Below are 19954 nucleotides of genomic sequence, written 5' to 3'. Positions count from 1 at the left end.
CACTCCTTGTCCGTTACGACCACGCTACGAATGCCATACCTCGCCAGCCAGGTACGCTTGCGACCTGTCATGGTGAAAAAGCGACACGACGCTCCCGAGCCCCAGAACGCCGACATCATCGAGCTGGCCTACCAGGCCCCGCCCGGCACCCCCGCCGGCCTGGAGGTGATGACCTTCGCCGAGCTGCGCGCCCGCGCCCCCGAGGGGCTGCTGCGCCGGCCGCAGCGGCTCGACTTCCACCAGTTGCTGATCGTGCGGTCCGGCGCGGCCACGCACACCGTGGACTTCACCGGCTACGCGCTCGGCCCCGGCTCCGTTCTGTGGGTCCGACCCGGCCAGGTGCAGAGCTTCGACGCGGCGAGCAGCGGCGACGACAGAGGCGAAGCCGATGCCGCCCACGGCGACACCGTCAACGGATACGTCGTCCTCGCCCAGCCCGGTTTTCTGCCGTCCGGCACCGCCGCCGCGGCCAAGGCCGAGGACCCCTTCCGCCCCGTCCTGTGGCAGCCCGTCGGCCCGGACCTCGCGGCGGTGGACCGGGCCGTGGACCATCTGGCCGCCGAGTTCGGCTGCGGCCGCGGTCTGCCCGCCGAGGTGCACACGGAGGTGCTGCGGCACCTGTTCACGGTGCTGGTCCTGCGTCTCGCGCATCTGACGGCCCCGGTGGGCAGCAGCGTGCCCGCGCCCGGCGAGACGTTCGAGCGGTTCCGGGCCGCCGTGGAGCGGGGGTTCGCGACCAGCCACCGCGTCGCCGATTACGCCCGTACGCTCGGCTACTCCCCGCGCACCCTCTCCCACGCCTCCCTCGCGGCGGCGGGGGTGGGCGCCAAGGAGTTCATCGACCGCCGGGTGGTTCTGGAGGCCAAGCGGCTGCTCGCGCACAGCGAGCTGCCGGCCGCCAGGATCGCCGACCGGCTCGGCTTCGACGACGCGGCCAACTTCTCCAAGTTCTTCACGCACCGCGCGGGGCTGTCCCCCGGCGCGTTCCGCGCCTCCCTCAAGCCGGGCCCCTCGGGAGCCTGACGACACGGCGGCGGCGCCCACCGCGAGGAGCGGTGGGCGCCGCGGGGGCGCGCGGAGCGCGCTGCCGGCAGGGCGCTGCCGAGCCAGTCAGGCTCCGAGCCCGTCAGGCGTCAAGCCCGCCAGGTGTCGAGCCCGTAAGGCTCCGAGCCCGTCAGGCGCCGACGCAGGCGTTGCCGGAGGCCGGGTTGAGCAGGCCGACGATGTCGATGGTGTTGCCGCAGACGTTGACCGGCACGTCGACCGGCACCTGCACCACGTTGCCGGAGATCACGCCGGGCGAGCCGACGGCCGCGCCCTTGGCGCCGGCGCCGTTGTAGTGACGTCCGTGGTGGCGGCCGTACCCGTAGCCGTGGCCGTAGCCATGGCCGTGGTGATAGCCCTGACCGTGGCCGTACCCATGGCCGTACCCGTGACCGTGTCCGTGGTCGTGGGCCGAGGCCCCGCCAGCGGAGCCCACCATGGCGGCGGCCGCGGCGATGGTCAGGACAGCGGTCTTGACGATTCGCGACATGACACTGATTCCTTACGTAGCCGTACGTGGGGAGGGAGCACCGTTCTCCGGCGGGAGAACAGACAAAACCCGATACGACCAACTTTCTGCACGGGAACAGCGGATCGACGCGCACGCAAACGGGTGATCTCTGCACATCGGCTCAACCGACAATGTGCCGAACCCGTCGGCCGCCGGGCCGGCGCACGGCTCACGTCGGCACCGCCAGCCGCACCGCCACCCGTGTGCGCGTCGCGACGAGCCGCCCCTCCTGCGGATAGGCGTGCCACGTGCGCCAGCTCACCTGGCCCTCATGGCGCTGGGCGAGCATCGCGGTGAAGGCGTGCGGGCTGCCGGGGAAGGTGCCGGCGAGGCCGTGCGGATGGTCGGCGACCAGGGCCAGCAGCTCCTGGGCGCGCCCCGCGAAGGAGCCGCGCGACAGCGTCTCGACGCGCGCCGCGAATTCGTACTCCCAGTCGCCCACGCGCTTCGCCACCCCCAGCGGCAGCGGGGTGCTGCTGCCGGGCAGACAGGCCACGGTCTCCGAGCAGCTTCCCTCCGCGCCGTCGAGAAGTACCTGGTGGGAAGCGCCGAGCAGGCGCAACTGGACGGTGGCCCCGTCCAGTTGGAGGTCGAGGTCGGCCAGGGATGGCAGGGGGTCCTTGCCCAGGCACCACGCGAGGTCGGCGGCGCGGGTATCGGTATAGGGGGTACTGAGGGTGGTGAGCATGGGTCGGCTCCGCAAGCACGCAGTGGAAGGTGGGCCGGCCCGCCCCGGAGGAGGACCAGGGTGTTCGAGTACGCCGGCTCGTGCCCACGTGGGGTCCGTGGGGTCCGAGGACTGTGATTCCGAGGATTTGTACTCTCATCAAGAGGGAATCATGAAATGCACGGCGCCCACAGCGTTTTTACCCATCTTCGCCGGGTTTCCATCCCCGCGAGGGCTGCCCAGCTCAATTGTTCAACACCGATGCGCCCGGCGGACTTTGAGTCCACCGGGCGCGTTGACGGCCGGGCCGTCGCCTTCACGGAATCGGCTGCCCCGTGTCAGCCGTTCCCTCCCCCCTGTCAGCTACTTCCGCAACCGCCTCCCCCGCCGCACGAGGAGCTGCTGCCCCCGCCACACGAGGAGCTGCTGCCCCCGCCGCACGAGTGGTGGCTGCCACCGCAGGAGTGGTGCCCGCCCCCCGACCCGTGGTGGCTCCCGCCGTCAGAGCCCCCTCCGTCCAGCACTCCGCCGTCCGATCCCCCGCTGTCCCCGGCCCACCAGCTACCGCCCCCGGACGCAGCCCCCCGGCTGTACGTACGGCGGTGCGCCCCGCTCCGGCCCGGTGACCGGGTGCGGCCGGCCAGGACGCCGACCAGCGTCAGTCCCGCGATCGCGATCAGAGCCGCGATGAAGATCGCCATGACTGCCCCACTCCCTCCCGCTTCGAAGCGAGACCCCCCCGCTCCGTGCCTGCCGGGTTTGTGCCCGTACCCGCCTTACGGCAAAGCAGAGTTGAGCAAGACCAGAGGTTCACGGCGAACCAACATGACGGGGCGTCAGGGCGCCGCGGCGACGAGCTGCTTCACGGCCGTACGCAGGGAGTCCTCGCGCTTGCAGAAGGAGAACCGCACCAGCCAGGTCGGGGCGTCCGCGCCCACGTAGAAGGCGGCGGTCGGGATCGCCACCACCCCGGCGCGCGCGGGGAGTTCGCGGCAGAAGCGCACGCCGTCGCCGTGGCCCCACGGCCGTACGTCCGCCTGGACGAAATAGCCGGCGTCCGCGTGGAACGGGCGCAGCCCGGCCTGGGCCAGGCCCTCGCCCAGCAGATCGCGGTTGCGGCGCAGGGTGGAGCGCAGCCCGGCGGCCCACTCCTCCACGGAGCCGAGCGCCCGCGCCAGCGCCTCCTGGTACGGCGTGCCGGAGGCGTATGTGAGGAACTGCTTCGCCGCCCCGACCGCGCCGACCAGGGCGGCCGGGCCGCAGACCCAGCCGATCTTCCAGCCGGTGACGTTGAAGGTCTTGCCCGCCGAGGAGATCACGAGGGTCCGTTCCCGCATGCCGGGCAGCGCCGCGAGGGGCAGGTGGCGGGCGCCGTCGTCGTACACGAGGTGCTCGTACACCTCGTCCGTGACGGCGATCAGGGCGTGGTCGCGGCAGACCGCGGCGACGGCCTCCAGCTCGTCGGCGGTGAACACCTTGCCGGTCGGGTTGTGCGGGGTGTTCAGCAGCAGCACGCGGGTGCGGGGCGTCACCGCGGCGCGCAGGGCGTCGGCGTCGAGGACGAAGGCGTCCCCGTCGAGCGCCAGCGGCACGCCGACGAGCCGGGCGCCGGCCAGCCGGGCGTCCGCCGCGTACGCGTCGTAGCAGGGGTCGAAGGCGATGACCTCGTCCCCGGGGTCGCAGAGCGCGAGCAGGGTGGCGGCGAGCGCCTCGGTCGCGCCGGTGGTCACGAGCACCTCGCCCTGGGGCCGGTAGTCGAGCCCGTACCGCCGGAGCTGGTGCGCCGCGACGGCCTCGCGCAGCGCCGGCGCGCCGACGGCCGGCGGGTACTGGTTGCTGCCCGCGAGCACCGCCCGCGCCACGTCCTCCAGCAGCGCGGCCGGGCTGTCCAGCTCGGGCACGCCCTGCCCGAGGTTGACCGCGCCCGTGCTGCGGGCGAGTTCCGTCATCTCCGTGAACACCGACGTGCCCATCGCCCGCACCCGCTCCGCCGGGCTCCACCGCGCCGAGCCCACCGCGCCCCGCGCGCCGCCCTGCCCCCTGCTGTCCATACGGTCCCGCTTTCCCGAATCGTTCCCGAGTCGTTCCCGAGTCCTGTCCCTGTCCCGCCCGACGACCGGCCCCCGGCCCACCGGGCCCTGCTGCCCTCACGATAGGCGGGCACATGCGGGCTCCGGGACAGCGCGCGGACACGACCGGAGGCCGGTACGGGCCGGGGCCGGGCCGCCACCCGAGTCGGACGGGAGGCCGGTACGGGCCGGGGCGCGTACGAGCCGAGTGCTGCCGCCCGTACGGACCGGGGCCGCGTACGCCGCGCGAGGCCGGGCCCTCGTCCAGGCGAGGCCGCGCCCTCCTCCAGGCCGGACCCGGGACCCGGCACAGGTCGCACCCGTTGTCACGCCGCCACGCGGCCCCCCGCGGCCGAGTGGGTGCAGGAGCCCTACGGACGGCCGACACCGGTCGCGCGTCCGGCGGCGGAGCCGCAGAGTCGGGGTGCCGGGCGCGGTCGCCGTGGGGATGGGGGGCCGGCCCGTACTCGCAACCGCCCCCGCACCGGAGGTGAGCCGTGTCGGCCGACACCGCAATGCCCGTACGAGCCCCGGAACCGCAGCCGGCCGACGGCGCGAGGATGACCCGCCGGAGCGAGCGCGTCCGGGAGGCGCTGCGCCGGGCGGCGCCCGCGCTCGGGCTGTACGCCGCCGCGCGGCTGACGGGGCTGCTGACGATGGCGGCCTGGGCCTGGTGGATCGGCCGGCATCCGCGGACCACGCTCGGGCTGGCCTGGGACGGCACCTGGTACACCGGCATCGCCCGGAACGGCTACGGCCAGGTCCACCCGGGCGCCGGCTGGGCCGGGCTGCACTTCAGCGACGTGGCGTTCTTCCCGCTCTTCCCCGGCCTCATGCGCGGCGTGGCGACCGTCCTGCCGATCGGGCTGATCAACTCCGGACTGCTGGTCGCCTGGGCCTCGTCGGCGGCCGCGGCCTGGGGCCTGTACGCGGTCGGCGAGCGGCTGCACGGGCGCCGCGCGGGGACGCTGCTCGTCCTGCTCTGGGGGCTGCTGCCGCACGCGATCATCGAGACGATGTCGTACACCGAACCGCTGATGACGGCGCTGGCCGCCTGGTCGCTGTACGCGCTGCTGACCGGCCGCTGGGTCTGGGCCGGCGGCCTCTCCCTCCTCGCGGGCCTCTGCCGCCCCAATGGCATCGCGGTGGCGGCGGCCGTCTGCTGCGCGGCGGCGGTCGTGCTGTGGAAGGACCGCCGGGCCCGCCGGAACTGGCGGGTGTGGACCGGGGCCGCGCTCTCCCCGGTCGGCTGGCTCGGGTACGTGGCCTGGGTCGGCGCCCGGGAGGGCAGCCCGCTCGGCTACTTCGCGGTGCAGCGGGGCTGGGGCTCGCGCTTCGACTTCGGCTACGACGCGTTCATGTTCATCCGCCACCTGGTGATCGGGCTGAGCCGGCTCGGCTACTACGTCACCTTCGCGCTGATCGTCGCCGCGCTGCTGGCGCTCGTCTTCCTCGCGCTCGACCGGCCGCCGCTGCCGGTGTTCGTCTACACGCTGGTGCTGGTCGTCATCGCGCTGGGCGGCTCCAAGTACTTCGCGTCGAAGCCGCGCTTCCTGCTGCCCGCGTTCCCGCTGCTGTTCCCGGCGGCGCTGGCGATGGCGAGAGCCCGGCAGCGCACCGTCGTCGTGACGGCGGGTGCGCTGGCCGGGCTCTCGTTCGGCTATGGGGCGTATCTGCTGCTGGTGGCCCCGATGCCGATGTAGCCGTCCCGCGTGGAGTCTGTCCACAAGCCGGGCCCGCCAAGGCGTACGGGTCCGCTCAGGACTCCTCGTCGCCGGGCTTCGCCTCGCCGTCGCCGTCGCCGTCGATCTCGGCCTCCAGGCCGAGCTGCTCGACGAGCCACTTGTCGAACTCGATCGAGGCGCGCACCCAGCTCACCGTGGAGGACACGAAGTGCTCCAGGGAGACGCCCACGCCGATCAGCATCTGCGCCTCGCCGATGAGGCGGACGCTGCCGTCGTCGTTGGTGTGCGTGTAGACCTTCGGCCACAGGGTGCGGCGGTTCCAGTCGTCGATCGCTTCGAGGAGCTTGGGCTTCTCCTCAATGGCGTGCGGCCGGTCGTAGAAGGTGCGCACCGAGAAGACCTGCTGCTCCTCCTCGCCGCGGAACATGAAGTACGTGCGGAACTGCTCCCACGGCGCGGCGAGGTCGCCCTCGTCGTCGACGACGTACTTCAGCTCCATCTGTTCGAGGAGCTGCTTGACCAGGTCCTGGTCGGGGATGACGGGGCCAGTCGGGCCCGCCTCCTGGGGTTCGGGCTGGCCCCCGAAATTCGGAATCGAGGACGGGTCGATGCTCACCGTGGTTTTTCCCTTCATACGGTTGCCGCCATCCTCTCCCACACCCGCCCCGTCCTGGCAAGCCCGGACGGGGCGGGTGGTTCCGGAAGCGGCCGTTCAGGCCACGGCCGCGGCCGAGGTGACCGTCAGCCCCTCCGTGCCGGGCTCCCGGTCGACGCGGACCGTGTCGCCGTCGCGGACGTCGCCCGCGAGGATCGCGCGGGCGAGCTGGTCGCCGATGGCGGTCTGCACGAGGCGGCGCAGCGGCCGGGCGCCGTAGGTGAGGTCGACGGCGGCGTCGGCCTCGCCGGCGTCGTGGCCGAGGTTGGCGAGCCAGGTCAGCGCGGCGTCCGTGACCTCCAGGGTGAGCCGGCGGTCGGCGAGCCGGCGCTGGAGGTGGTCGATCTGGATGCGGGCGATGCGCTGGAGCTGGTCGGTGCCGAGGGCGTGGAAGACCACGAGGTCGTCCAGGCGGTTCAGGAACTCGGGGCGGAAGGAGGCCCGTACGGTCTCCAGCACCTTCTCCTTCTTCTCGTCCTCCTTGAGCAGTGGGTCGACGAGGAACATCGAGCCGAGGTTGGAGGTCAGGATGAGGATGGTGTTGCGGAAGTCGACGGTCCGTCCCTGGCCGTCGGTGAGCCGCCCGTCGTCGAGGACCTGGAGCAGGATGTCGAAGACCTCGTGGTGGGCCTTCTCCACCTCGTCCAGGAGCACGACGGTGTACGGGCGCCGGCGCACGGCCTCGGTGAGCTGGCCGCCCTCCTCGTACCCGACGTAGCCGGGCGGGGCGCCGACCAGCCGGGCGACGCTGTGCTTCTCGCTGTACTCGCTCATGTCGATGCGGACCATGGCCCGCTCGTCGTCGAAGAGGAAGTCGGCGAGCGCCTTGGCCAGCTCGGTCTTGCCGACGCCGGTGGGGCCGAGGAAGAGGAAGGAGCCGGTGGGCCGGTCGGGGTCGGCGACGCCGGCGCGGGTGCGGCGCACGGCGTCGGACACCGCCCGTACGGCCTCGTTCTGGCCGATCAGGCGCTTGCCCAGCTCGTCCTCCATGCGCAGCAGCTTCTGCGTCTCACCCTCCATGAGGCGGCCGGCGGGGATGCCGGTCCAGGAGGCGACGACGTCGGCGATGTCGTCGGAGCCGACCTCGTCCTTGACCATCGAGTCCTTGGCGGTGGCGGCGGCCTCCTGCTCGGCCTCGGCGGCCGCGGCCTCCTCCAGCTCGCGCTCAAGGCCGGGGATCTCGCCGTAGAGCAGCTTGGAGGCGGCGTCGAAGTCGCCGTCGCGCTGGGCGCGCTCGGCCTGACCGCGCAGCTCGTCCAGCTTCTCCTTCAGCTCGCCGACCCGGTTGAGGGACTGCTTCTCCTTCTCCCAGCGGGCGGTGAGGCCGCGCAGCTCCTCCTCCCGGTCCGCGAGGTCGCGGCGGAGCTTGTCCAGGCGCTCCTTGGAGGCGGGGTCGGACTCGTTCTTGAGGGCCAGCTCCTCCATCTTGAGCCGGTCCACGGAGCGCTGGAGCTCGTCGATCTCGACGGGCGAGGAGTCGATCTCCATGCGGAGCCGGGAGGCGGCCTCGTCGACGAGGTCGATGGCCTTGTCGGGGAGGAAGCGGGAGGTGATGTAGCGGTCGGAGAGGGTGGCGGCGGCGACCAGGGCGGAGTCGGCGATCTGCACCTTGTGGTGCGCCTCGTACCGGCCCTTGAGGCCGCGCAGGATGGCGATGGAGTCCTCGACGCTGGGCTCGGCGACCAGCACCTGCTGGAAGCGGCGCTCCAGGGCGGGGTCCTTCTCGATGCGCTCGCGGTACTCGTCGAGGGTGGTCGCGCCGACCATCCGCAGCTCGCCGCGGGCCAGCATGGGCTTGAGCATGTTGCCGGCGTCCATGGCGGAGTCGCCGCCGGCGCCCGCGCCGACGACGGTGTGCAGCTCGTCGATGAAGGTGATGATCTGGCCGTCGCTGGACTTGATCTCCGCGAGGACGGTCTTGAGCCGCTCCTCGAACTCGCCGCGGTACTTGGCGCCGGCCACCATCGCGCCGAGGTCGAGCGAGACGAGCCGCTTGTTCTTCAGCGACTCGGGAACGTCGCCCTTCACTATCCGCTGGGCCAGCCCCTCGACGACGGCGGTCTTGCCGACACCGGGCTCGCCGATGAGGACGGGGTTGTTCTTGGTGCGCCGGGAGAGGACCTGCACCACGCGGCGGATCTCCTGGTCCCGGCCGATGACCGGGTCGAGCTTGCCCTCGCGGGCGGCGGCCGTGAAGTCCGTACCGAACTTCTCCAGCGCCTTGTACGTGCCCTCCGGGTCCGGATTGGTCACCCGCTGCCCGCCCCTCGCGGTCTCGAACGCGTCCAGCAGCTTCTTGGCGGACGCCCCCTGCTGGTCCAGCAGCTCCCCGGTCTGGCCGCCCTTGGCGGCGAGGCCGATGAGCAGGTGCTCGGTGGAGATGTACGCGTCGCCCAGCTCCTTCGCCCGCTGCGAGGCGTCGGCGATGACGGCCAGCAGGTCCCGGTTGGGCTGCGGCGGCGCGACGGTGGAGCCCTGCACGCTCGGCAACGCCGCGAGCTGCCGGTCGGCCCCGGTCCGCAGCACCACGGCATCCGCCTCGACGGCCGCCAGCAGATCCAGGACGTTCTCGTTCTCCTGGCCGGTGAGCAGCGCGATGAGCAGATGCGCCGGCGTCATGTCCGCGTGCCCCGCGGACACAGCCCGGTCATTCGCGGCGCTCAGCGCCTCCCGGCTCTTGTTCGTCAGCTCGGCTTCCACGTCGGCGTACTCCTCCTCGTGCTCGACTCACATACCGTCCTGCCTACTACAGCATGCAGTAAGTTGAGTCTATTCCACTCAACCTCGAAATCCGGCACGTCCGAACAGATCCACGCTTCCCTTACGAGTGAACCGGTCGGATGATCCCCTCACCACCGCTGGCAGCGGGCCATGCTGGCCATCACTGACAAGGAGGTGCAGCATGACGGCTATGGCACATGCGCCGATGCCCACCGATGACGAGATCCTCCTGGACTACTTCCTCGCCCTGGAGCCCCCGCAGGGATTCCGGGCCGAGCTCATCGACGGGAGAATCTTCGTGTCCCCAGCTCCGGACGGAGACCATGAAGACGCCATCGACATGATCCTCTCGCAGGTCTACGAACTCTCGAAGACCAAGATGCAGGCGTCCGGCAACAAGGGTCTGGAGCTGGCCACCTGGGGGGCCTCCCCCAAGGACCGTGTCATCCCCGATATCACTTTCGCCCCTCGGGAATCACGGCTCTTCCGGGGCGCTTCCTCCTGGATGCCCAGCGACGGCGTCGCCATGGTCGCAGAGGTCACCTCCACGAAACCGGACGGCGACCGAAAGGCCAAGCGCCTCTCCTACGCCCGCGCCGGCATCCCGCTCTACCTGCTCGTGGACCGCGAGAAGTCCACGACCGTCCTCTTCAGCGAGCCGAAGGACGGCGACTACACCGAGACCCACCTGGTCCCCTTCGGGAAGCCCCTCCCCCTCCCCGCGCCGTTCTCCTTCGACCTGGACACGTCCGAATTCCTCTGACGGGCGTCCGCATACCCTTCCTCCCATGGCCCACGATCTTCGCGACCCCGCCCCCGAGTACCTCGAATTCTGGCGGGAACGCCATGTCTGCACGCTCACCACGCCGCGCCCGGACGGGAGCCCGCACGTGGTGCCCGTATGCGTGACGTACGACCACGAGGCCGGGATCGCGCGGATCATCACGCGCGGGGGCAGCGCGAAGGCGGCGAATGTGCGGGCGGCGGGGGCGGAGGGGGCCTTGGTCGCGGTGTGTCAGTTCGAGGGGAAGCGGTGGGCGACGCTGGAGGGGGTGGCGGTGGTGCGGACGGAGGCCGAACGGGTGGCGGAGGGCGTCGCGCGGCACAGTGCGCGATACGGCCGTACGCCCGCGCCCAACCCCGAGCGCGTCGTCATCGAGATCACCGTGACCCGGGCGCTGGGGCGGGTCTGAGCCCCCACACGCGCGTACGACGAAGGGGCCGAGGAGATCTCCTCGGCCCCTTCGTCACCACAGACTCACTCCGGGCGCTTCGGGCGCCAGACCACGAGCGCGCTGGTCTGCTGCACGTCCTGGTACGGGACCAGGTCGCGCCGGTACGAGGCGTGCACCTGCGCCTCGCGCTGCCGCATCGCCGCGGCGGCGCCGTCCACCGCCTGCGAGAGTTCGGCGACGCGCGCCTGGAGCGCGGCCACCTGGTTCTCCAGCTCGATGATCCGCTTGATCCCCGCCAGGTTGATGCCCTCGTCCTGGCTGAGCTGCTGCACCGTGCGCAGCAGCTCGATGTCGCGCGCCGAGTAGCGCCGTCCCCGGCCGGCCGTACGGTCCGGGGAGACCAGGCCGAGCCGGTCGTACTGGCGGAGCGTCTGCGGGTGCAGACCGGACAACTGCGCGGCCACCGAGATCACGTACACCGGCGACTCTTCGGTCAACTGATAAGGATTCGACATAGGAGTGCGCCGGCTGCGCCCGCCTCGGCCGTCCATCTCAAGCTCCCTTCGCGGCCTGGAACAGCTCTGCCCGCGGGTCCTCGTCCGCGGTCGCCTCGCGATAGGACTCCAGCGTGTCCCGCGCCTTGTCGTCAAGGTGCTTCGGCACCGTGACCTCCACGGTGACCAGCAGGTCGCCGCGGGTGCCGTCCTTGCGCACCGCGCCCTTGCCGCGGGCGCGCATCGTACGGCCGTTGGGCGTGCCCGCCGGGATCTTCAGGGTGACGGCGGGGCCCCCGAGGGTGGGGACCTTCACCTCGCCGCCGAGCGCCGCCTCCGGGAAGGTGACCGGCACGGTGACGGTGAGGTTGTCGCCCTTGCGCCCGAAGACGGGGTGCGCGTCGACGTGCACGACCACGTACAGATCGCCGTTGGGCCCGCCGCGCTCGCCCGGCGCGCCCTTGCCGCGCAGCCGGATGCGCTGCCCGTCCGAGACGCCCGCCGGGATGCGGACCTGCATGGTCCGCGACGAGGTGGCGCGGCCGCTGCCCTTGCAGACGTCGCAGGGGTTCTCGGGGATCAGCCCGCGCCCCTTGCAGTCCGGGCACGGGTCGGTGAGCGAGAAGCCGCCGCCCGTGCCGCGCGAGACCTGGCCGGTGCCCACGCACGTCGGGCAGACGCGCGGGGTGCCGTTCTTGTCGCCGGTGCCGGCGCACGCCTTGCACGCCGCCGACGACGACATCCGCAGCGGGACCGTGGCCCCGTCGACGGCCTCGGTGAAGCTGAGCGTCACCTCGGACTCGATGTCCTGGCCGCGGCGCGGCTGGGTGCGCGTGCCCGCGCCGCCGCCGCGGTTGAAGAGGCCGCCGAAGACGTCCCCGAGGCCGCCGCCGAAGCCGCCGGCCCCGCCGCCCTGCGGTCCGCCCTGGGCGCCCCCGAAGAGGTCGCCCAGGTCGAAGTTGAACGTTCCGCCGCCGCCCTGGCCGCCGGGCCCGGCCCGGAAGCCGCCGTTGCCGAAGAGGGTGCGCGCCTCGTCGTACTCCTTGCGGCGCTTGGGGTCCGCCAGGACGTCGTTCGCCTCGGAGATCTCCTTGAAGCGGTCCTCCGCCTTGGCGTCGCCCTTGTTGGCGTCCGGGTGGTACTCGCGGGCGAGCTTCCGGTACGCCTTCTTGATCTCCGCTTCGGTGGCGTCCTTCGGGACGCCGAGGACCTTGTAATAGTCCTTCTCGACGAAGTCCTTCGTGCTCATCCCCGACGTCCCTCCTCCCGGGCGCTGTCCTCTTGCCGCGCGTCAGCCCTCTTTCGGGCCACCGCTCTCCTCATCCGCGCCGTCCGTGTCGCCGGCGCCCGCGCCGGCCCCGTCATCGCCCTTGGCCTGCGCGCCGGGCTGCGGCTCGGCGACCGCGACCCGGGCCGGGCGGATCGTACGCTCCCCGATCCGGTACCCGGGCTGGAGGATCGACACGCACGTGGTCTCGGTGACATCGGGCGCGTAACTGTGCATCAGGGCCTCGTGCACCAGCGGGTCGAAGGGCTCGCCCTCCTTGCCGAACTGCTGGAGTCCCATCTTGGCCGCCACGGTCTCCAGCGACTCGGCGACGGACTTGAAGCCGCCGACCAGCTCGCCGTGGTCCCGGGCCCGGCCGATGTCGTCGAGCACGGGGAGCAGTTCGGCCAGGAGGTTCGCCGTGGCGATCTCCTTGACGGCCGCCCGGTCCCGCTCCACGCGACGACGGTAGTTCTGGTACTCCGCCTGCAGCCGCTGGAGGTCCGAGGTGCGCTCGTTGAGCGCCGTACGGGCCTGGTCGAGCTGCGCGGTCAGAGCGATGTCCTGCTGTGCGTCCCCGGCCGGGGCCGCCGGGTCCGCCTTGTCGGCGGAACCGGCGCCCTGCGCCGCATCGTCAGGGGTTGCGGCGTCGGAGGGGACGTCGGGCTTCTCCTCGAAGCCCGGGGTCTCCTCCGTCACGCCGCACCGTCCTTCTTGGGCTTCTCGTCGTCGACGATCTCGGCGTCCACGACGTCGTCATCGGCCTTGGCCTGCTGCTCGCCACCGGCGGCAGCACCCTCGGCGCCCGCGGCGCCCTGGGCGGCCTGCGCGTCGGCGTACATCGCCTGGCCCAGCTTCTGGCTGACCGCGGCGACCTTCTCGGTCGACTCGCGGATCGCGGCCGAGTCCTCGCCCTTGAGCTTCTCCTTCAGGTCGGCCACGGCGGTCTCGACCTCGGTCTTGACGTCGCCCGGGACCTTGTCCTCGTTGTCCTTGAGGAACTTCTCCGTCTGGTAGACGAGCTGCTCGCCCTGGTTGCGGGTCTCGGCGGCCTCGCGGCGCTTGTGGTCCTCCTCCGCGTACTGCTCGGCCTCCTGGCGCATGCGGTCGACCTCGTCCTTGGGCAGCGAGGAGCCGCCGGTGACGGTCATCCGCTGCTCCTTGCCCGTGCCGAGGTCCTTCGCGGCCACGTGCATGATGCCGTTGGCGTCGATGTCGAAGGTGACCTCGACCTGCGGGACGCCGCGGGGGGCCGGCGGCAGACCGGTCAGCTCGAACATCCCGAGCTTCTTGTTGTACGCCGCGATCTCGCGCTCGCCCTGGTAGACCTGGATCTGCACGGACGGCTGGTTGTCCTCGGCCGTCGTGAAGATCTCGGACCGCTTGGTCGGGATCGTGGTGTTGCGCTCGATGAGCTTGGTCATGATGCCGCCCTTGGTCTCGATACCGAGGGACAGCGGGGTGACGTCGAGCAGCAGGACGTCCTTGACCTCGCCCTTGAGGACACCGGCCTGCAGGGCGGCGCCGATGGCGACGACCTCGTCCGGGTTGACGCCCTTGTTGGCGTCCTGGCCGCCGGTCAGCTCCTTGACGAGCTCCGCGACGGCGGGCATACGGGTCGAGCCGCCGACGAGGACGACGTGGTCGATCTCGGACAGCGAGATGCCGGCGTCCTTGATGACGTTGTGGAACGGCGTCTTGCAGCGCTCCAGGAGGTCCGCGGTGAGCTGCTGGAACTGCGAGCGGGTGAGCTTCTCGTCCAGGTGCAGCGGGCCCTCGGCGGACGCCGTGATGTACGGGAGGTTGATCGTCGTCTCGGTGGACGAGGACAGCTCGATCTTCGCCTTCTCAGCGGCCTCGCGGAGGCGCTGGAGGGCCATCTTGTCCTTGGACAGGTCGACGCCGTGACCGTTCTGGAACTGCTTGACCAGGTAGTCCACGACGCGCTGGTCCCAGTCGTCGCCGCCGAGGTGGTTGTCGCCGTTGGTGGCCTTGACCTCCACCACGCCGTCGCCGATCTCAAGGAGCGAGACGTCGAAGGTGCCGCCGCCGAGGTCGAAGACCAGAATGGTCTGGTCGTCCTTCTCCAGCCCGTAGGCGAGGGCGGCCGCGGTCGGCTCGTTGACAATACGCAGGACGTTGAGGCCCGCGATCTCGCCGGCCTCCTTGGTGGCCTGGCGCTCGGAGTCGTTGAAGTACGCCGGGACGGTGATGACCGCGTCGACGACCTTCTCGCCGAGGTACGCCTCGGCGTCGCGCTTCAACTTCTGCAGGATGAAGGCGCTCATCTGCTGCGGGTTGAAGTCCTTGCCATCGATGTTGATCTTCCAGTCGGTGCCCATGTGGCGCTTGACCGACCGGATGGTCCTGTCGACGTTGGTGACAGCCTGGCGCTTGGCGACCTCGCCGACGAGCACCTCGCCGTTCTTGGCGAAGGCGACGACGGACGGCGTGGTCCTGGCGCCCTCGGCGTTGGTGATGACGGTGGGCTCACCGCCTTCGAGAACACTGACGACGGAGTTCGTCGTACCCAGGTCGATGCCGACCGCACGTGCCATTTCGATCCTCCTGCTGACTTGAGTGGAACAGGCTCAAGAGTGCAACACCGATTCAAACCTGTCAACAGACCTGAGTCTGTCTCGCTCAACTTTTATACGGGGCTTATAGTCAGCGCGGCGGGGCGACACCTCTTGGGGCGCCCCCCAAGTGCCCTTCGAACGCCGGGCGGAGCCCCGGAGGGGGACGGGAAGGGTCCACTGGGCGACACAGATCACCGGCCGGGCGGCTTCATGGTGCCGCGGATACTGGGTAACCTCAGCGCAGACCCAAAAAGTTACTGCTTAGTAATCCCGGCGGCCGCCGGTATTCCGCAGCAGTCCTCAGCAAACCCCAGCAATCCCCGTAGTCCCCAGCAGTCCCCAGTAGTCCCCGCTCTCGCAGGCCCGAGGAGCCATCCCATGCAACTCGCCGCGATCATCGTGTCGCTGGTCCTCATCGTGGTGGGCGTCGCGCTGTTCGGCCGTGCCATCGCGCAGATCTACCGCTTCGTGAGGCTCGGCCAGCCCGTACCCGCCGGCTCCCGGACCGACGACCCCAAGCAGCGCACCCTCACCGTGGTCAAGGAGTTCCTCGGCCACACCCGCATGAACCGCTGGGGCGTCGTCGGCGTGGCGCACTGGTTCGTGGCGGTGGGCTTCTTCTCGCTGCTCCTGACGATCGTCAACGCCATCGGCCAGCTCTTCCAAGCGGACTGGATCCTGCCGGTCATCGGCGACTGGGCCCCGTACAACGTCTTCGTCGAGTTCCTCGGCCTGATGACGACGCTCGGCATCCTGACCCTGATCGTCATCCGGCAGCTCAGCCGCCCCGGCGCCGCGGGCCGCAAGTCCCGCTTCGCGGGCTCCAACTTCGGCCAGGCGTACTTCGTCGAGGCCGTCATCCTCATCGTCGGCGTCTGCATCCTGACGCTGCACGCCCTGGAGGGCGCTCAGCACCACGTGGACGGCTACGAGGCCTCCTTCTTCGCCACGTACCCGCTGGTCGCCGCCTTCAAGGGGATGAGCCTCGGGGCGCTGCAGAACCTCACGTACCTCTTCGCGATGATCAAGATCGCGACCTCCTTCATCTGGATGATCACGGTCGCGCTCAAGACGGACATGGGCGTGGCCTGGCACCGCTTCCTCGCCTTCCCCAACATCTGGTTCAAGCGCGAGGCGGACGGCGACGTGGCGCTCGGCGCGCTCCAGTCGATGGTCAGCGGCGGCGAGCCGATCGACTTCGAGGACCCGGACGAGGATGCGCAGTTCGGCGTCTCCCAGGTCGAGCACTTCTCCTGGAAGGGCATCCTCGACTTCTCCACTTGCACCGAGTGCGGCCGCTGCCAGTCCCAGTGCCCCGCCTGGAACACCGGGAAGCCGCTCTCCCCCAAGCTCCTGATCATGGCCCTCCGGGACCACTCGCACGCCAAGGCCCCGTACCTGCTGGCGGGCGGCGGCAAGGACGAGGAGGGAAACGAGAAGGCGAGCGCGGAACAGCTCGCGGACGTGCCCGCGGCGGCCCTCGCCGAGGCCGAACGCCCCCTGGTCGGCACGCTGGAGGAGAACGGCGTCATCGACCCCGACGTCCTGTGGTCCTGCACCACGTGCGGGGCGTGCGTGGAGCAGTGCCCGGTCGACATCGAGCACATCGACCACATCGTCGACATGCGCCGCTACCAGGTGATGATCGAGTCCAGCTTCCCCAGCGAGGCGGGCACGATGCTCAAGAACCTGGAGAAGAAGGGCAACCCCTGGGGCCTCGCCAAGAAGCAGCGGCTCGCGTGGACCAAGGAGGTCGACTTCGACGTCCCCGTCGTCGGCAAGGACGTCGAAGACCTCACCGAGGTCGACTACCTGTACTGGGTCGGCTGCGCGGGCGCCCTGGAGGACCGCGCCAAGAAGACGACGAAGGCGTTCGCCGAACTCCTCCACATGGCCGGCGTGAACTTCGCCATCATGGGCGGCGACGAGGCGTGCACCGGCGACTCGGCGCGCCGCCTCGGCAACGAGTTCCTGTTCCAGCAGCTCGGCCGGCAGAACGTGGAGATGCTGAACATGGCCTTCGGCGAGTCCGACGGCGAGGACGGGGAAGAGGCCGTCAAGGTCGAGAAGTCCAAGAAGAAGATCGTCGCGACCTGCCCGCACTGCTTCAACACGATCGCCAACGAGTACCCGCAGCTCGGCGGCGAGTACGAGGTCATCCACCACACCCAGTTGCTCCAGCACCTCGTGGACGAGGGCAAGCTCGTCCCGGTGACGCCGGTGGAGGGCCTGATCACCTACCACGACCCGTGCTACCTCGGCCGCCACAACAAGGTCTACACCCCGCCGCGCGAGATCATCGCCAAGGTGCCCGGCCTGCGCAACGAGGAAATGCACCGCCACAAGGAGCGCGGCTTCTGCTGCGGCGCCGGCGGCGCCCGCATGTGGATGGAGGAGCGCATCGGCAAGCGCGTCAACAACGAACGCGTCGACGAGGCCCTTTCCCTCAACCCCGACATCATCTCCACCGCCTGCCCCTTCTGTCTCGTCATGCTCACCGACTCCGTCAACGGCAAGAAGAACGAAGGCCAGGCCAAGGAGTCCACCCAGGTCGTGGACGTGGCGCAGCTCCTGCTGGAGTCGGTCAAGGCCCCGTCCGACCCGGCCGGCGAACCGGAAAAGGCGGACGAGCCGGAGCCCGAGCCGGTGAAGTAGGGCGGCAGCGCGTACGCCCGTACGCACGGCCCCGACGGCCGGTCCTCGCAGTGTGCGGGGACCGGCCGTTGTCGTAGGGGGGTGCGACGATGAGCACCACTGAGTTCGCTCCCCTGGGACGGAGTTCGGATCGTGAATCACGCCTACGCAAAGGCACGCGCCGCTGCCGACGAACTCCTTGAGCACGTCCCCGACGCCGTACGGGGCATGGAGATCAGAGGACGCCGCCTGATCCTGAGGGTGTCTCAGTCGGGCACCCATGAACTGACGGTCTGGAAGCTGCGGCGACAGCTCGATCAACAGATCCCGGACAGCCTGGCGGCCCATACGGGCGGAGGCGTGGAAGACGCCTCGCTCGGTCTCCTGTGCAGCCCGGATCTCATCGTCCTGCCGGAGGCCGCGATGGACACGCCGGGCGGCTTCCACCCTCGGGACCTGCTGCTGACCGGCGAGATCGTCGCTCACTCCGCACACATCGACGAGTACGCGTGGAAGACGCGCGCCTATGGGGCCATGGGCATCCCCCTGTACCTGTTGGTCGACCCTCGCCAGGGGACCGCAGCGGTCATGTCCGACCCGGGCCCCGGCAGCGACGGCGACCCCTGCTACCGGTCCCGCCACGACTACGCGTACGGAGACACGGTGGCCGTCGGGCCATGGACGATCGAGACGGCGGAACTACCCCGGTACGGCCCCCGGCGCGGACCATTGTCTTGACTTGAACCTTGGTTCAACTTTTAGCGTCGTCGTAGAGCTGATCGCGAACGAGCGCGAGATGCCCTCGGGTCATGCCCGAGCCGCCGTGAAACCGTGAAGGTGAAGCCATATGTCTACGCCCACCACACCCGCGACCGCCGTGTCGACGACACCCGACCCCGATATGTCGGACGAGGAGCTGGCCTGGCAGCCGATCGGCTACTGGAGCGGAGTCGCGCACCAAGCGGTCATCACGTACATACGGGACGCGATGGCCCGGGCGGGCATCACTCAGCCGCAGTGGTGGATTCTCAACCAGGTGGAGGGGGCCCCAGCGGGGCGGACGCGGGAGGAGTTGGAGGAGGCGCTCGCGAACGTGGCCGGCGATCGGTACGAGATCTACCGGTCGGTCGACATCATGCTCCACCGGGAGTGGCTGGTCACCGCCGAGGACGGCCGGCTGCGCCTCACGGACGCCGGACGCGCCACCAAGGCCCGTATCAAGGAGCGCGTCATAGCGATCCGCGGCGAGATGCACGACGGCATCACCGACGAGGAGTACGTGGCCGCCCTCAAGGTCCTGCGCCGCATGATCCGCAACACGGGCGGGTCGGAGGGGTGGCACTGACGGCACCGACGGGGGGTTGGCGCTTCCGCGTCCGGCGGGCGGGGGCCCCGCCGGACGCGGCCTCTGCGGTGACCTCCGCGGCGGCCTCTCAGCCCGCGGTGCAGTGCTTCTGCGCGTCCACGCGCACCTTGCGGCCGGTGAACTCCTCCACGATGGCGACGTTCTCCGGCGCGTAATTCGTCGCCTGGATCTTGTCGGCGTCCTTGCTGCCCAGCTTCCCGGTGTAGGGCGCGGACTTGTCCATCCAGTAGGCCGTCCGCAGGAACTGCGTCAGGACCAGGTCGCGCAGTTTCGGCTCGGCCTTGATCTTGGCCCAGTAGTCGGGGTGCCGGTCCTTGGCGACGCGCAGGTAGAGCAGCAGGTACCGCAGGTTGGTGGCGGCGATGTCACGGGCGTTGCTGGCCCCGATCCCCTTGATGTACTCCTGAACCACCGTCACCGCCGGCAGCCCCGTCAGCCCGGCGTTCTGCTCCGCCAGCACCCCCTGGAGGAGGTATTCGCCCTGCGTCCTGTCCCGCAGGTACGTGTCGTCCATGGACGCGGTGAGCCGGTCCTTGATCAGCGGCAGGATCTCCTTGCGCGGGAAGCCGCCGTGCACCGGCACCGTCAGCGCCTGCTGCCCGCCGTTGATCCACGCCGCGATGGACACGTCCCACTTGGTACGGGACGGGTCGAGGTCCCACATGTGGGTCTCCTCGTGGATCGCCACCATCATCGACTCGGCGAACCCCTCGAAGCTCCGCTTGTTCACGAACTGGTCCCAGTACTTGTCCTTCGCCTGCGCGACCGCCAGCGCCTCCCCACTGGGCCAGCGCCGCTTGTAGACGGCCTGGAGGGTCCGCATCCAGTTCGAGGAGTTGAAGGCCGCCTTCAGGTCGCTCACGTCGGCGGTGGGCTGGGACGGTTCGCCGTAGCAGTAGGGCTCGGCGGCGGGCCGGAGGCTACGCCCGGTCGCCTCGGCGGGGCCGGCCGCGGCCACGGTGCCGGCCCCGAGGGCCAGGACGAGACAGGCGGTCAGCAGGCGGGGCGAACGGTGGGGAGAACGACAGGGGGAACGACGGGGAGAGTGTCTACGGCTCACGAGGACCTCGTCTCGAAGCAACGTATG

At 70.6% G+C, this 19954-nt stretch carries 17 protein-coding genes; 7 read left to right on the top strand and 10 right to left on the bottom strand.

What is annotated here, in order from left to right; all coding sequences use genetic code 11:
* The first annotated feature begins 69 nt into the window (after positions 1-69).
* Positions 70-1023, top strand: coding sequence for an AraC family transcriptional regulator (locus IF55_RS32710; protein WP_030889104.1), 954 nt, complete (start codon positions 70-72; stop codon positions 1021-1023).
* A 151-nt stretch (positions 1024-1174) separates the two neighbouring features.
* Here the strand turns inward: IF55_RS32710 and IF55_RS41540 are convergent, their stop codons facing one another.
* From IF55_RS41540 to IF55_RS32695, 3 genes are all read right to left on the bottom strand, one after another.
* Positions 1175-1483 carry a chaplin family protein gene (locus IF55_RS41540; RefSeq protein WP_398245544.1) on the bottom strand — a complete coding sequence of 103 codons (309 nt, stop codon included), beginning with the start codon at positions 1481-1483 and terminating at the stop codon, positions 1175-1177.
* 241 nt (positions 1484-1724) lie between these two features.
* On the bottom strand, positions 1725-2243 hold the full coding sequence (locus IF55_RS32700; protein WP_030889112.1) for a DUF2617 family protein: 519 nt from the start codon (positions 2241-2243) through the stop codon (positions 1725-1727).
* 815 nt (positions 2244-3058) lie between these two features.
* Positions 3059-4273, bottom strand: a complete 1215-nt coding sequence (locus tag IF55_RS32695) for an aminotransferase class I/II-fold pyridoxal phosphate-dependent enzyme (protein ID WP_078645650.1) — start codon at positions 4271-4273, stop codon at positions 3059-3061.
* Positions 4274-4788: 515 nt separating this feature from the next.
* Here IF55_RS32695 and IF55_RS32690 point away from each other — a divergent pair.
* Positions 4789-5994: a hypothetical protein gene (locus IF55_RS32690; RefSeq protein ID WP_030889117.1), complete on the top strand. Its 1206-nt coding sequence runs from the start codon at positions 4789-4791 to the stop codon at positions 5992-5994.
* Between the two features lie 55 nt (positions 5995-6049).
* On the opposite strand, the gene IF55_RS32685 is transcribed toward IF55_RS32690, so the two are convergent.
* On the bottom strand, positions 6050-6592 hold the full coding sequence (locus IF55_RS32685) for a YbjN domain-containing protein (protein ID WP_030889123.1): 543 nt from the start codon (positions 6590-6592) through the stop codon (positions 6050-6052).
* Positions 6593-6688: 96 nt separating this feature from the next.
* On the bottom strand, positions 6689-9331 hold the full coding sequence (gene clpB / locus IF55_RS32680) for an ATP-dependent chaperone ClpB (RefSeq protein WP_030889126.1): 2643 nt from the start codon (positions 9329-9331) through the stop codon (positions 6689-6691).
* Positions 9332-9533: 202 nt separating this feature from the next.
* Here clpB and IF55_RS32675 point away from each other — a divergent pair, with 202 nt between their 5' ends.
* Together IF55_RS32675 and IF55_RS32670 are read left to right on the top strand one after the other, a co-directional pair.
* Positions 9534-10115, top strand: a complete 582-nt coding sequence (locus IF55_RS32675; RefSeq protein WP_030889129.1) for a Uma2 family endonuclease — start codon at positions 9534-9536, stop codon at positions 10113-10115.
* Between the two features lie 25 nt (positions 10116-10140).
* Positions 10141-10545, top strand: a complete 405-nt coding sequence (locus tag IF55_RS32670; RefSeq protein ID WP_030889132.1) for a pyridoxamine 5'-phosphate oxidase family protein — start codon at positions 10141-10143, stop codon at positions 10543-10545.
* 65 nt (positions 10546-10610) lie between these two features.
* Here IF55_RS32670 and IF55_RS32665 read toward each other — a convergent pair whose 3' ends face one another.
* Genes IF55_RS32665 through dnaK form a run of 4 tightly spaced genes read right to left on the bottom strand, consistent with a single transcriptional unit; the run spans position 10611 to position 14846 of the window.
* On the bottom strand, positions 10611-11078 hold the full coding sequence (locus IF55_RS32665) for a heat shock protein transcriptional repressor HspR (protein ID WP_030889135.1): 468 nt from the start codon (positions 11076-11078) through the stop codon (positions 10611-10613).
* 1 nt (position 11079) lies between these two features.
* Positions 11080-12270: a molecular chaperone DnaJ gene (gene dnaJ / locus IF55_RS32660; RefSeq protein ID WP_030889138.1), complete on the bottom strand. Its 1191-nt coding sequence runs from the start codon at positions 12268-12270 to the stop codon at positions 11080-11082.
* A 42-nt stretch (positions 12271-12312) separates the two neighbouring features.
* Positions 12313-12987, bottom strand: coding sequence for a nucleotide exchange factor GrpE (gene grpE, locus IF55_RS32655; RefSeq protein ID WP_030889141.1), 675 nt, complete (start codon positions 12985-12987; stop codon positions 12313-12315).
* Entirely contained in the window at positions 12984-14846 is a 1863-nt protein-coding gene (gene dnaK, locus IF55_RS32650; protein ID WP_030889144.1) for a molecular chaperone DnaK, read from the bottom strand. The genes grpE and dnaK overlap by 4 nt, the downstream gene beginning before the upstream one ends.
* 399 nt (positions 14847-15245) lie before the next feature.
* Between dnaK and IF55_RS32645 the strand changes: the two genes are divergently transcribed.
* From IF55_RS32645 to IF55_RS32635, 3 genes are all read left to right on the top strand, one after another.
* Positions 15246-17522: a (Fe-S)-binding protein gene (locus IF55_RS32645; RefSeq protein ID WP_030889147.1), complete on the top strand. Its 2277-nt coding sequence runs from the start codon at positions 15246-15248 to the stop codon at positions 17520-17522.
* Between the two features lie 132 nt (positions 17523-17654).
* The gene (locus tag IF55_RS32640; protein ID WP_030889150.1) at positions 17655-18239 is read left to right on the top strand and encodes a Uma2 family endonuclease; all 585 of its coding nucleotides are present in this window, start codon (positions 17655-17657) and stop codon (positions 18237-18239) included.
* Positions 18240-18348: 109 nt separating this feature from the next.
* Complete coding sequence (locus tag IF55_RS32635) at positions 18349-18846, top strand: MarR family winged helix-turn-helix transcriptional regulator (RefSeq protein ID WP_030889152.1); 498 nt, start codon at positions 18349-18351, stop codon at positions 18844-18846.
* 88 nt (positions 18847-18934) lie between these two features.
* On the opposite strand, the gene IF55_RS32630 is transcribed toward IF55_RS32635, so the two are convergent.
* Positions 18935-19825 (bottom strand): hypothetical protein, encoded by an 891-nt coding sequence (locus IF55_RS32630; RefSeq protein ID WP_211270074.1) that lies wholly within the window; start codon positions 19823-19825, stop codon positions 18935-18937.
* Positions 19826-19954: the final 129 nt, after the last annotated feature.

The organism is Streptomyces varsoviensis (assembly GCF_000718635.1).
Lineage (GTDB): Bacteria > Actinomycetota > Actinomycetes > Streptomycetales > Streptomycetaceae > Streptomyces > Streptomyces varsoviensis.
This window is presented reverse-complemented; position numbering and strand designations above follow the sequence as displayed.

Bases quoted from the DNA above. Each gene is read 5' to 3' on its own strand.
- IF55_RS32700 (WP_030889112.1), bottom strand. From the start codon at position 2,243: ATGCTCACCACCCTCAGTACCCCCTATACCGATACCCGCGCCGCCGAC.
- IF55_RS32695 (WP_078645650.1), bottom strand. From the start codon at position 4,273: ATGGACAGCAGGGGGCAGGGCGGCGCGCGGGGCGCGGTGGGCTCGGCG.
- IF55_RS32645 (WP_030889147.1), top strand. From the start codon at position 15,246: ATGCAACTCGCCGCGATCATCGTGTCGCTGGTCCTCATCGTGGTGGGC.
- IF55_RS41540 (WP_398245544.1), bottom strand. From the start codon at position 1,483: ATGGTGGGCTCCGCTGGCGGGGCCTCGGCCCACGACCACGGACACGGT.
- IF55_RS32670 (WP_030889132.1), top strand. From the start codon at position 10,141: ATGGCCCACGATCTTCGCGACCCCGCCCCCGAGTACCTCGAATTCTGG.
- IF55_RS32635 (WP_030889152.1), top strand. From the start codon at position 18,349: ATGTCTACGCCCACCACACCCGCGACCGCCGTGTCGACGACACCCGAC.
- IF55_RS32710 (WP_030889104.1), top strand. From the start codon at position 70: ATGGTGAAAAAGCGACACGACGCTCCCGAGCCCCAGAACGCCGACATC.
- IF55_RS32665 (WP_030889135.1), bottom strand. From the start codon at position 11,078: ATGGACGGCCGAGGCGGGCGCAGCCGGCGCACTCCTATGTCGAATCCT.
- dnaK (WP_030889144.1), bottom strand. From the start codon at position 14,846: ATGGCACGTGCGGTCGGCATCGACCTGGGTACGACGAACTCCGTCGTC.
- IF55_RS32675 (WP_030889129.1), top strand. From the start codon at position 9,534: ATGACGGCTATGGCACATGCGCCGATGCCCACCGATGACGAGATCCTC.
- dnaJ (WP_030889138.1), bottom strand. From the start codon at position 12,270: ATGAGCACGAAGGACTTCGTCGAGAAGGACTATTACAAGGTCCTCGGC.